Genomic DNA, 11,080 nt, shown 5'->3' on the forward strand with positions numbered 1-11,080 from the left:
TAATTTAGGATTTTTGAGGGACAAGTAGGAGATATTAGGAAATAAGAGGGAATAAGAGGAAATAGAAGGGTTAAAATATAAAGCTTTTTGTGGCTTCCACTAACTATCGGGGTGCGTTCCTTCTCACAAAAAGTTGCACCCCTGTGTGGAAGATGCAACTTAGGCTTATTGCTGGTAGGTATTACCTCTTAGAACCTGACCTTTGTCGCAGTCGTAACATCAGCGGGGTTAGTACCCGAATCAGCGAGGCAACAGAGCAGATGAAGATAGCGAACGATCGCTCTGCATGAACATTCTGGCAGCCCGAAAAAATTACTCTTCCAGTTCGCTTTTTTTGTACAAAAGTGCGGTAGCACTGCCTTCAATAAAACCAAACAAACTGAACTGCAACTCTTCCTAGAAAACGGCTATCGCCTTTGTTCCGATACATTAATATGAAATAGCTGAATGGCTATCACAAAGCGGCAATTAAAAAAGCAGCCTTAACAGCTTTTCAATTAGTTCGGCTTGCTCAAGTGTGAAAGTACAGCTTGCTATAAATGACACGAGTTACAGCTTGTATCTGCCAGGGTAAAAGGTAACTTTCCTTGCATCTTTTTCAACATTATGGGATATTGAATTGAAAAAACTAATTCAAATAGAAACTTATGGCAACTGAGCAAGAGCTTCAATCTCTTTTTAATGCCTTGGATCGCGATCAAGATGGCAAAGTATCGAGTAATGAGCTTTTTTTAAGTCCTGGGTTAAATGCAGTCATTTTAGCAGAAACAGGTACTAGCCCTGCGGAACTGCTAGCGACGTCTCGAGATGAAGAGGGTAATATTACCTTTGAAGCCTTGAAACAAGCTGTTAAGAAAGCAGGGAATTTAGAATAAGCGCGATCGCCCAGCCAGCAGCGATTGAAATAAAATCATTTATCCAAGTGGATGAGTGTCTTCCCCTGGTAATAGTTGCAGTAGTTATAGGGCAAAAAGCGATCGCTGACTACCAAGGATAAGAACTTGCTTCTTATCCTTTCGTCTGGCAGGGATTTAAGCCCCAGTTGACATTAGAGTTGTTATGTAGTGTTCATGATTTTTAGATTTCCTGATGTAGATAATGAAATGCCTGTCGCACTCTTACCCCCTGAGCCACTGTCACAACCCTACCCTAGTCAAGAAGTACCCGGATAGGCGGATGACTGCGAGAAAAACGCGATGCACGGCGATGAAAAATTCATGCTCGGCAACGGGGATGAGTATCTGGGGTTTTTGAGCGTTCTGGAGCAAAAGCGGTTAAGTTTTTCCAGTGAACAACCTCAAAGGGCGCGTCAGATTCACTGAGGAATAGCAGACCTTGGGAAGCTTCTTTGAGTTGGGCGGCGATAGGGTCAGTCATGATTTCAGCGTTTATCTAACTTTTTTAGCTTAATCCCTTTGCCTGCAAGTGATACCTGAAGCTGGCGGAACCAACCATTACCAGGTAAGGATTATAGCCGTTTACATTTATCAGACCACGCCCTTGATCTAGCTTTACCTCAACCCTCGCCATCTCCCAAAGTCACTTGTCTAACTGACCACTATTAAATTACTACTAATAACCAAAAACTCAGGTTTTAAACAACTCTCTTGTAGACGCATACATAAAGTGGTAACTACTCACCCCCGTCTTAAGGTAGTCAGGAAATACTGAAATCAATAGAGTTCAGTTATTCCACAAAGAAAAATGAAACTTACAGGCGCTACCAATAATACCTTCTCTTCGGTTGTTAATTCTGTTAAATCCATTGCTACTAAACTACCACTTAAAGTTGTTGTCGCTTCAGCTTTATTAATCGGCTTTACTGGAAGTATGGCGATGGATTCCTTCGTACTTACTGCACCAAGTTATGCAAAAACTGTGGAACCCGTGAAGGCTCAGAGCGCAGTTAGATTTAAGGATGCTAACTTTGAAGCTAGGCTTAGACAGCAGATAGGGATTCCCAATAGCACGCCACTAACGTTAAATGTTCTGCAAGGGGTAAAATTTTAAAATTTTGGTCACTCAAAAAAAGTAATTTCATTAGAGGGAATTCAAGCACTTCGTAATCTGACTTCTCTGGACTTGCGTGACAACCAAATCAGTGATTTGAAACCATTAGCGGCGTTGACTAATCTTACTAGGCTGAACTTGGATAGCAACAAAATCAGTGATTTGAAACCACTGGCGGGTTTGACTAATCTTACTAGGCTGGACTTGTATGACAACAAAATTAGCGATGTCAAACCACTGGCGGGGTTGACTAAATTAACTTGGCTGTTATTGAATGAAAACGAAATCAGTGATGTTCAACCACTAAGAGGTTTGATTAATTTGAATTTTCTGGGCTTGCGTGCCAACAAAATCAGTGATGTCAAACCACTGGCGGGTTTGACTAAATTAACTTGGATGGAGTTGAGTGGCAATCCAATTAATAACTGTCAATCATTACCGGGACTTAAACAAAAAGTCAGTCAGGATTATGATATAATCCATTGTAGATAAAGCTTTCACGTCGAGAAACAGGTGATGAAGGAAACCGCTCCCATAGCCATACCCCATGCTTCGATAAATGGTGTTGTCGTTTCGACGATATTTTTACAACCAAGTAAACGTACCCTGAAAAATTCGACCCGGCTCTGTTTCAGTATTCATGGTGAAGATGAATAAAAATTGTAATAATGAATAGCAAAAAACCAACTAGAACGCGCCTTAGTCGGTTTTTTGCCCTGGCAAAACTATTTTATAATAGCATAATCAAAGCCTCCCCGCAACCAATTGAGTCATTTCATTCTTAGTGATAATCCCGTCTTTATTTCTGTCAAATCCATTGTTTTGTTTATACTCAATACTGCCAATACGGAATAGCACATAACTGTCGGGCTTACCTACCGCCGCAGGCCACAAAACAGAAGCATAGAAATCGCCAATCGTGTTAAGCCTGCCTTTGTACGGCATCAAGTATTTTCTGACATAATCTAACTGCTGAACCTCACCCATAACCTGTAAAGCAGATGTGCTAGTACCTAAATTACGCGCCGTTGACGGCATAAATTGAATCAACCCTGTAGCGCCTGAAAAACGATTGACTTCCGAGGCTTTTAATCCACTTTCAAACTGCATGATTGCCATTAGATAGTTAGGGTTAGCGCCTAGTTCATTGGCAATGCTGACTACTTTTTGTAGAAACTCAGGGGATTTTTTGCTTGACCATTTAGGCTCTAGTTTGCCAGAGTTTGCGATCGCACTAATCGGATTTTGCCCATTAGCAACAGCCTCAAAAGCAGTGGTAGCAGCTTCTCTGACAGGTGAGGGGGCAAAACTTAACCCCAGAATAAAAGCACCGCCACAGAGTATTAAACTCAGCGGCGCATTATTGCTATCGGGTTCTGTATTTGCCCAGTCTAAAATCTTACCCATAATCAATAACTCACAAACTTAAGAGGGTCTAACGGGTTCCCATCTTTTCTGATTTCAAAATGCAAGTGCGGGCCCGTGCTGTAGCCCCCGGTGTTGCCAGAAAGTGCGATCGCATCCCCTTGTTTTACCCGTTGCCCAACTGTTACCAATGCTTTTGAATTGTGGCAGTAGCGAGTATCCCAACCGCCGCCATGATTGAGTTGAATCTTGATACCACATTCACCCGTCCAACCCGCCACCATCACCACACCATCAGCGGGTGCAAGTACGGGTGAGCCTATCGGTACAGCAATGTCAACACCAGCGTGTAACCGCCAAAACTTATGCACCGGGTGAAACCTCATTCCCATCTTTGAACTAATAGGAGCGAGTGCAGTTGGGCGGGTAAATAACCCTTGAAAGTTAGGAGAAGGTAAGCCAAGTTGTTGATTAACAATAGAAGAGTTTAATGCAGCGCTTTGAGATGTATTGCTTTGAGTTGAATTTGGGGCTTGTTGCTGTACAGTTGCCACACCTAACGCCACAATCCCCAACACAATCAGCATAAATTCTAAAGCCAAATCAACAGCATTTAACCCAGCCTGGTCAGCTCTATTTGCAATCGCACGGGCTAAAACTTCTTCGCTAAGATAACCTTGTTCGTAATCAGCGACCAGGCGCTCTATTGTCTGGCTGTTTGGATTGCTGCTGTTGCTGCTGTTGCTTTCCATTAGAACCGCCTAATTTGAAGTTGTACTCACCGCTAAAAAAGGGTGTTTGAACATTCCCACCAACTCCTACCAAGGGACTTAAGGAATTGCTAGGTATAGGGCCTTGAGTTGCACTAGGGGATGGGTTTGATGTTGGTAACTGTCTCCCCCTCCCTTGCTGTAAATCCTTCTTAATTTGCGTCTCTATGGTTTTGACAATTGGGTTCTGTTGGAAATTGGGAAACTTTAAACTCAACATATAAAGCCATCCAAAATTAACAGCAGCACACCACAAACCATAGAGCGCTAGTACCGTTACGATTGGGCTAGTAAAGCGCTCCATGTTGTTTACCTGCCACTGGGAATAAATTGGTTTTGCCGACGAGACTTATCGAGATTGTTAAGAAATGAGCGGCCGCTGTCTAGTCCCGCGCTGCCAGCACTTTGAAAAATTTGACCAACTGTGACATCCCAAGTGGCTACGAGTGCTAAGAAAACTAATAAAACAAACAGACAATCCTTAAGCTTCATTGTTCAATTCCTCCAGCTTTTGCGTTAGTTAAAATCTGTTCCCAAGTGGGTTTCAAATATTGCGTGTAACGGGCATCAGAGTTAAGCGTTTGAATGCCCAGTTTTGCAGCCAATGGTTTGAGCGGTGAGCCGATTTCACCCTTCACATAGAGCGTGGCTTGTTCGTTTGCCCACTGTTCAACCTCAGTAGTCCAAGCACCCCGCCACCAATCGGCAAGCGGGTCGCGATGACTGAGTTTGACGTTCTTTAAGTGAGACAAATCTGGGATAACAACTACTTCGGGGCTTGATTCTCCTAGTTGAGCAATTGCTACTCTATGACCTGCTTTTTGTAATGCTTTAACCTGTTCTTCAATCTCATCAGCATTAGCAGGGTTGAGGTATTTAAGCTCAGAACGTAAGAGCTTGTCTTTAACAGTTAGTAAACTGCTGAATTGATTAGAAGTTGCCAGACTAACTCCGGCATCACCAACAGCAAAGGAATGCCCCGTTAAAATCAGTTTGCTCTGATAACCAAGCCCCTGCTTAGCCAAAGCCCTAAGCTGTTTCATGGGTTCGGATTTTTGTCCGCCGAAGTCTTCAGCAATGCTGTCTAATTCGTCGATAATTAACAGCCTCGGCGAGAAATTAGGGGAGGCTTTACCCGCTCGTTTTGCCGCAATTGCTCTTTCCCTTCTGTTAGCTAATTCCTTGTATTCGTGGTCAATAATCGCGGCTATTTGGTCGAGTTCAGTGTAGATGTAAGCCGGGTCAAGCTTGCACCAATCCTTATCTCGCTTGCCGTAGTTGATATCGCCAATCGCGATTGTGGTATTAGGATTGACGCTTAAGTAATGAATTAAAGCCGCTTCTGCGAGTGTGGTTTTACCGCTTTCAGTTTCTCCCGCAATGCGGTTGTGCCCTCTTAGCCAGCGCTCAAACCAAGAAGTATCAGCCGATGTCTGCTGTATCCAAGTTTTAATTTGAATTGGCGCGGCGTTAACTGCCAACTGAATCACCCGCTGCTGTTGTTCCTGTGTCGGTTTTAGTTCCTCAAAAGCTTCATTTAACCAGTCCCACGTAGCAGCGCTACCCAGTTTTGTCAGTTGCATTAAATCACCACCCAGCGAGCAAAACTGACTCGCACCTACTCCACAACCAACTAACAAAGTACCGATAGCAGCTTCATAAAACCTATAGGGTTTAGGAGCAATTACTTGGCAACGTTGAGCGCCACAAATAGAGGCTGAATCATCGTTAATTTGATACTGTTGGCGACCGAAGATAGCATCACCAATCAACACTCCACCACCAATCAGAAGAGAAGCGCTAAGTCCTGCTATTGCTTGCCTTTGATTAATGGGAATTGGTGAGGGATTTGTCATAGTTGGTTTTCACCTCCTGATTGTATTTGTCAGCGTTCTTTTGACCCTCTGCAATAGCTCTCATCTGCTCTAATGCTTGAGTATCGCCAGCAATCGCCAACTCAGTAAATTGCAGGTATTGGGAAAGGGAAACGGCAAGGTTAGGATTGGGTAAAACTTGTAACTGATTCCCTTTGCCTGACTCAATTAGTAGGTCGTGAATTACTAGCAAAGCATTTACTTCTGTTAACCAAACTTGCCAGTTTTTGATGCCTTTATATGTGGTGAAATCACCCAAGTTAGCAGCGCGATTCTTGAACTGTTCTGCTTTCTCTTTTGCTTTTAGCAACCACCATCTATCAGGGGGCGTGTAGTGAGGGGCTTTGTTGGCTTCTCGCATCTGAGTTAAGAGCAAATTTACCATCGAATAATCCAGGTTTTCACGGGCAATGGTGATGCTTTGCTTAGCCGTTCCCTTGCTCTGTTCTATGCCTTTAATCAGGGCATCTAAATCAATTCCATCTCCCTCAGTTGCCCCTGTCTTAGCGTTCGCTTCGACTGTTTGTGATTCCTCCCCCTGGGGCTGATTTTCTGCTGTAGTCTGAGATTGTGGAGGCAGTGGGTCTGATGCTGGACTAATACTCATTTTGGCTACCAGCAAAGCGCCTAATATTGGCAACAATGCCAGCATTAATAGCCCCGTTTTGTTCTTAGTTTTGCTCCTTTTAGTTATCGGTAAAATTGGCGTTTTGTCTGCATTCTCTTCCCCTAGTTCTGTTGCCTCAACAACTGGCTGCTGAGTCAAAGGGGGCGGCTGTGAGGGGTGGTAGTAGGCATCGTACATGGTGGTTAGATGGTTGGTTATGGTTTGATTATCATTTGGCGGATTTGTTGAGAATAGTTAAGTACAGTAAGGGTTTAAGCCTTGGTTTGAAAGGGGCGTGATGGTTTAAGGTTGACCGTTTTTCGGGCTTTCGTGGTTCTGAACAGCAATCAGCAGGTCTAGGTTGTGTTGCCAGTCTTCACTGCCGTAGGGTAGTTGCCTTATCTGCTGTTTAAGCAATTGCTCTATTTGTTTTTTGGGTTTTTTTCTAGTGCTTAATTCTGCTGTCAGCGTTCCCGTTGCTGCGATAGCTGCTGCTGTTAAAAGCCAGCGCTCATTATGCAGTGGATTAAAGTCGTAATAAAGCAGAACTGCACTGATTAGCGCCGCTCCTGTGGCGGCTGATGTGAGGAGTTTTCGTATCATTCTATTTTCCTCAAGTATTCAGGCAATATTGCTAACATTAATCCGAGGTTAGCCCCACAGAGTAAACTAGGAAAGTCTCTGTCAATCTTTACTTCGCCAATGATTAGGATTAAGACAATCACAATAGCAGCCGGATAGCCAATCATTTTGGCAATCCATATCCTAAACTCATTCTTAGTCATCACATTCTCCCTCAGTTTCTGGGAAAAATCTATCTCTAAATCTGCACCAAATCAATTCAATTCCCTCAACCCTCCGAAGGTGCATTACTGGGCGATTAGGATCGTAGTTGTAAAGCAATTGCATTGCATAAACTCTGTCATTATCATGCAGTTGGCTAGATGTCATCAAGTCTGAGATAAACTGAGCTAATCTTTTGAACATTTCCTTGTCCTGCTTTGTGGGTAGTTGCGCTGCTAACAATTGAATTAACAGCGCTTCTATTTGGGTTAATTGGCTGCTAAGTTGGTCAAGATTTGATTGATGTCCTGACTGGTAGAGGCTCCTACTTGTGATGATTTGTAGTAGCTCTCTGCTGCTGATTGGGAGTTTCCGAAAAAATCCTCACCTTCCAGCTTTTCAGCTAAAGTAGCTAAGGCTTGTTCGCGTCGCTGCATATCGGCATTAAAGGTGACTTGCGACACGGCTAAATAACCATTAACTCGCCCTTGACCTTCGGCTAAAGCCTCCAGAACTCCAAGGTATTGACCATCAGCAAAACGCTGTTGTAATCGTGTTTCTGTTTGATGTTGACTGAGTTCGGATTCAGCCTGAATTGAAGAACTCAATTGCTGCTGTTTAACTGAGGCAATTGATTGATTTTGAGGGGGCGCTGCGGGTACTGAGTCCTCTCTGATTTCCATCTCCCCTGTTGGTGATTGAGGTTGTGCAGGCTTGAGCTGTGGGGTGTTGTCAGTAGATTTTAGGAGTTCGATTTGAGCTTGAGTAAGAGATGCGTTGGAGCCAATTTTTAAGCCGTTTTGATTGGCTTTTTTGATGAGGTTTCCAACCGGGGTATTAAGGCTTTTTGCTAGTTCCTTGAGGGTCATATTTGAAGGTTTCCTTAAAGAATTGGGCGTGTGAGTAAAGCTGTTGATTGCTGGAGAGATGCGATCGCAAATCATCCAAAGTCGGTTTGGGTACGGCGGCCATCCACCGCTTGACCTTGAGCAAGCACCACATTTGATGCGGGTTCCAAGGTGCTCCAGCTTCCCAGAGGGATTGTCCGGTGTTGGGGTCTGTCGAGTAATCCGCCACGCATTCCAGCAGAATTAAGTCCCAACCGTAGGCAGTTTGACGGGCAACCTTGAGCCGACAACTGATAAATTCAGAGCGCCGCCATCCCTGCTCTATACGCGATTGCTTCGCCTTAAACTGCCTCGCTGTATAGGGTTCGGCGGTTGCGCTAAACATAGAGGCGCTGTGCATGGTTTTTGTCTAGTGATGTCTGTCTAGTGGCTCTGACTTAAAAAAAGCCACCGGACTATTGATTTGCAAAGGTTCTGAAAGCTTACGGTATGGACGCTTCGAGCTTTGGGCAACCGCTTGGGATATCGCTGAGTGCGTTTTATGCTTTTGGCTTTTGGTGTCCATAGTGATACTATAGCACAATAGCACAAAATTACAATAGCACTGTGGCACTGTAGCAAGAAAGGTACTATAGCAATGCGACAATATAAAGGAATGTCCATGAGAGTTCCCCTGTGTCTGAAACCCCTGAAAAGCCTGTATTTATTCGGGGTCGCGTTCCTGAGTCCGTGCGTGCTCGTTTCAAAGCGAGTTGTGCCTTGGAAGGTCGCGACATGAGCGAAGTATTGGAGGAATTAATCACTAATTGGCTAAGGGAGCATGAGCCTCGCCAAGGCACAAAAAAAACGCCTGGTACAAAAGCCAAGCGGAATTCTAATGAGGAGTAAATTTTTGTGACGGAAGAATCAGTTAGAGCCGTCCGAGCCACAGTGCAAATAGGCTCCCTAACCGTCGATGGGTTTATGTTGCCTGACGGCGGTTATCGGATGAGTCAAACTCAGGCGGCTGAATGCGTTGATTTATCCGAAAGAAACGCCCGCGAATTTTTGCAGTCAAAAGCACTAAAAAGCTTACTGGGAGAGGGCTATACGCCCGCGACTTCTGAAATAGAGCCTGATGCGGGGCAACTACGCGGAGGTAGTCGCATCAGGGCATGGTCGTTGGAAGTTGCCAGCGCTTACTGGCTATGGCAAGCAGCGCGGGGGAACAAAAAAGCGTTAAGTCTTGTTATGGCTCTGTTGACTGAAACCTTGGAGCGGCGTTTTGATAGTGCTTTTGGCATTACCCGCACTGAGGAAGAACGCAACGAACTACTGAGCCAGCGCGTTCAACAACTCCAGCGCGACCTTGAAATCTTAGGCAACGCTTACGCTGCCGAAGACGAAATTCGATCGGAGCGCGATTACTACGAGCGCCTGCTCAGAGAAAACGGAATCGACCCCTGGCGGGTTCCGGGAGGGGGTGATGAGTCGGGTTAACAGTCAGAATTTAATTTCTTGCCTCAGCTTGTTGCCAATGCCGAGAGGGTTCTGCCGTGCTAAACACGATTTTTGCCGTACAAAATCGTATTTAAACACGGTAAAGAATACTTGCAAAAATGTTTTTATTTTTCGTTGTTGCTTGGCTACGCAAAAACTGGTTTAACAGGTTGCGTTCAGAGGCTCCAAATAAACTACAAGCTTTACAGGCAGAGGGTTTAACAGGTTGCGTTCAGCCTCGCTGAGTTGTTCGCAGAGGGTCGGGCGTATAACCTTTACCCAGCAAGGCTTTTATCACTCTTGAATCCCTCAAGCGTCGGACGTAGATTTCTAGCAAGGTAAACACCATGACTCAAGCCCACACAAAAGCCAAAACAGTCACGTTTGATGAGTTCGTTGCTTGGTATCCAGAGAACTCTGTCCACAAGTACGAACTACACAACGGAGTAATTGTTGAAATGCCTTTAGGGACTGGCGACCATTCGGCTGTAGCTGGGTTTATTGCTGGCGTTGTGTTTTTAGAGATTCGGCAGCAACAATTGCCCTACCTCGTGCCGAAAGAGTACATAGTTAAGTCTGCCGCTGACAAATCAGGCTACACGCCAGATGTAATAGTTTTAGATCAAACCGCGATCGCAAACGAACCTCGCTGGAAGAAAGAATCCATCATCACGATTGGGGCTTCGGTGCGACTGGCTGTAGAGGTCGTTAGCACCAATTGGCGTGATGACTATTTCACAAAAGCTAGGGATTATGAAGAAATGGGGATTCCTGAATACTGGATTGTGGACTACCTCGGTTTGGGGGGCAGGCAGTTTATCGGCAATCCCAAACAACCCACGTTCAGCGTTTATGAATTGGTTGATGGGGAGTATCAGGTCAAACAGTTTAGGGGAAACTCGCGCATTGAGTCGGCTGCATTTCCTGAATTGCAACTGACGGCAGAGCAGATTTTTCGCGCTGGCTTGCCCCCAAACGAATTGACCTAGAAGAGCATCACGCTATTACAACTTGAGGGCGATCGCTCATTCATATAGTCCTAATACTAATTAATTCGTGATTTTGCCATTGTTTTTTGCCAAATATTTGGAAAAGATCAGGCAAAAACTTCTTTAAAACTTAGCTTGATTCTTTTGGGCGATCGCTCAAAACGCTGATTGTTGTAGTCAAAATGCTACCCACATCGTCAGGGTAAATACTTCTCGTGCGAGACATCAGACTTATTACCGAGGGCTGGCAACGCAAAAATTATGCTTTATGGCGATCGCCGTCAACTTTAGATGTATGAGTGCTGGTTTGATATAGCAGTGAGGGGTATAGCCGAGATACTCTACCCCCTAACGG

Annotated in this window: 18 protein-coding genes; 6 read left to right on the plus strand and 12 right to left on the minus strand. The window is 44.7% G+C overall.

Annotation, left to right across the window (positions count from 1 at the left end; all coding sequences use genetic code 11):
* Window positions 1-647: 647 nt before the first annotated feature.
* On the plus strand, window positions 648-875 hold the full coding sequence (locus OSCI_RS14835) for an EF-hand domain-containing protein (protein WP_007355819.1): 228 nt from the start codon (window positions 648-650) through the stop codon (window positions 873-875).
* Window positions 876-1,215: 340 nt separating this feature from the next.
* Here OSCI_RS14835 and OSCI_RS28530 read toward each other — a convergent pair whose 3' ends face one another.
* Complete coding sequence (locus OSCI_RS28530; protein WP_007355820.1) at window positions 1,216-1,377, minus strand: nuclease A inhibitor family protein; 162 nt, start codon at window positions 1,375-1,377, stop codon at window positions 1,216-1,218.
* 327 nt (window positions 1,378-1,704) lie between these two features.
* Between OSCI_RS28530 and OSCI_RS14840 the strand changes: the two genes are divergently transcribed.
* Window positions 1,705-2,010 (plus strand): hypothetical protein, encoded by a 306-nt coding sequence (locus OSCI_RS14840; RefSeq protein ID WP_007355821.1) that lies wholly within the window; start codon window positions 1,705-1,707, stop codon window positions 2,008-2,010.
* A 39-nt stretch (window positions 2,011-2,049) separates the two neighbouring features.
* Complete coding sequence (locus OSCI_RS14845) at window positions 2,050-2,502, plus strand: leucine-rich repeat domain-containing protein (protein ID WP_267879575.1); 453 nt, start codon at window positions 2,050-2,052, stop codon at window positions 2,500-2,502.
* Window positions 2,503-2,754: 252 nt separating this feature from the next.
* On the opposite strand, the gene OSCI_RS14850 is transcribed toward OSCI_RS14845, so the two are convergent.
* The 11 genes from OSCI_RS14850 to OSCI_RS14900 form a co-directional block, all read right to left on the minus strand.
* Window positions 2,755-3,417 carry a transglycosylase SLT domain-containing protein gene (locus OSCI_RS14850; protein WP_007355824.1) on the minus strand — a complete coding sequence of 221 codons (663 nt, stop codon included), beginning with the start codon at window positions 3,415-3,417 and terminating at the stop codon, window positions 2,755-2,757.
* A gap of 2 nt (window positions 3,418-3,419) precedes the next feature.
* Window positions 3,420-4,127, minus strand: coding sequence for a M23 family metallopeptidase (locus OSCI_RS14855; RefSeq protein WP_007355825.1), 708 nt, complete (start codon window positions 4,125-4,127; stop codon window positions 3,420-3,422).
* Entirely contained in the window at window positions 4,063-4,449 is a 387-nt protein-coding gene (locus tag OSCI_RS14860; protein WP_007355826.1) for a hypothetical protein, read from the minus strand. Before OSCI_RS14860 ends, OSCI_RS14855 begins: the two co-directional genes overlap by 65 nt.
* A 5-nt stretch (window positions 4,450-4,454) precedes the next feature.
* Window positions 4,455-4,637, minus strand: a complete 183-nt coding sequence (locus OSCI_RS14865) for a hypothetical protein (protein ID WP_007355827.1) — start codon at window positions 4,635-4,637, stop codon at window positions 4,455-4,457.
* Complete coding sequence (locus OSCI_RS14870; RefSeq protein ID WP_007355828.1) at window positions 4,634-6,001, minus strand: hypothetical protein; 1,368 nt, start codon at window positions 5,999-6,001, stop codon at window positions 4,634-4,636. Before OSCI_RS14870 ends, OSCI_RS14865 begins: the two co-directional genes overlap by 4 nt.
* On the minus strand, window positions 5,973-6,824 hold the full coding sequence (locus tag OSCI_RS14875; protein WP_007355829.1) for a hypothetical protein: 852 nt from the start codon (window positions 6,822-6,824) through the stop codon (window positions 5,973-5,975). Before OSCI_RS14875 ends, OSCI_RS14870 begins: the two co-directional genes overlap by 29 nt.
* A 105-nt stretch (window positions 6,825-6,929) precedes the next feature.
* Entirely contained in the window at window positions 6,930-7,229 is a 300-nt protein-coding gene (locus OSCI_RS14880; protein ID WP_007355831.1) for a hypothetical protein, read from the minus strand.
* The gene (locus OSCI_RS14885; protein ID WP_019488050.1) at window positions 7,226-7,411 is read right to left on the minus strand and encodes a hypothetical protein; all 186 of its coding nucleotides are present in this window, start codon (window positions 7,409-7,411) and stop codon (window positions 7,226-7,228) included. The genes OSCI_RS14880 and OSCI_RS14885 overlap by 4 nt, the downstream gene beginning before the upstream one ends.
* Window positions 7,404-7,613, minus strand: coding sequence for a hypothetical protein (locus OSCI_RS14890; protein ID WP_007355833.1), 210 nt, complete (start codon window positions 7,611-7,613; stop codon window positions 7,404-7,406). The genes OSCI_RS14885 and OSCI_RS14890 overlap by 8 nt, the downstream gene beginning before the upstream one ends.
* A 65-nt stretch (window positions 7,614-7,678) precedes the next feature.
* Complete coding sequence (locus OSCI_RS14895; protein WP_007355834.1) at window positions 7,679-8,278, minus strand: translation initiation factor IF-2 N-terminal domain-containing protein; 600 nt, start codon at window positions 8,276-8,278, stop codon at window positions 7,679-7,681.
* Window positions 8,247-8,657, minus strand: coding sequence for a hypothetical protein (locus OSCI_RS14900; protein ID WP_007355835.1), 411 nt, complete (start codon window positions 8,655-8,657; stop codon window positions 8,247-8,249). The genes OSCI_RS14895 and OSCI_RS14900 overlap by 32 nt, the downstream gene beginning before the upstream one ends.
* A 275-nt stretch (window positions 8,658-8,932) precedes the next feature.
* Here OSCI_RS14900 and OSCI_RS14905 point away from each other — a divergent pair, with 275 nt between their 5' ends.
* The 3 genes from OSCI_RS14905 (at window position 8,933) to OSCI_RS14915 (ending at window position 10,725) form a co-directional block, all read left to right on the plus strand.
* Window positions 8,933-9,145, plus strand: coding sequence for a plasmid partition protein ParG (locus OSCI_RS14905; RefSeq protein WP_007355836.1), 213 nt, complete (start codon window positions 8,933-8,935; stop codon window positions 9,143-9,145).
* A 6-nt stretch (window positions 9,146-9,151) separates the two neighbouring features.
* A complete protein-coding gene (locus tag OSCI_RS14910) occupies window positions 9,152-9,736 on the plus strand; it encodes a hypothetical protein (RefSeq protein WP_007355837.1) in 585 nt (194 codons plus the stop codon).
* Window positions 9,737-10,083: 347 nt separating this feature from the next.
* Window positions 10,084-10,725, plus strand: coding sequence for a Uma2 family endonuclease (locus tag OSCI_RS14915; RefSeq protein WP_007355838.1), 642 nt, complete (start codon window positions 10,084-10,086; stop codon window positions 10,723-10,725).
* Window positions 10,726-11,080 lie beyond the last annotated feature (355 nt).

This window comes from Kamptonema sp. PCC 6506, assembly GCF_000180455.1.
Taxonomy (GTDB): Bacteria; Cyanobacteriota; Cyanobacteriia; order Cyanobacteriales; family Microcoleaceae; genus Kamptonema; species Kamptonema formosum.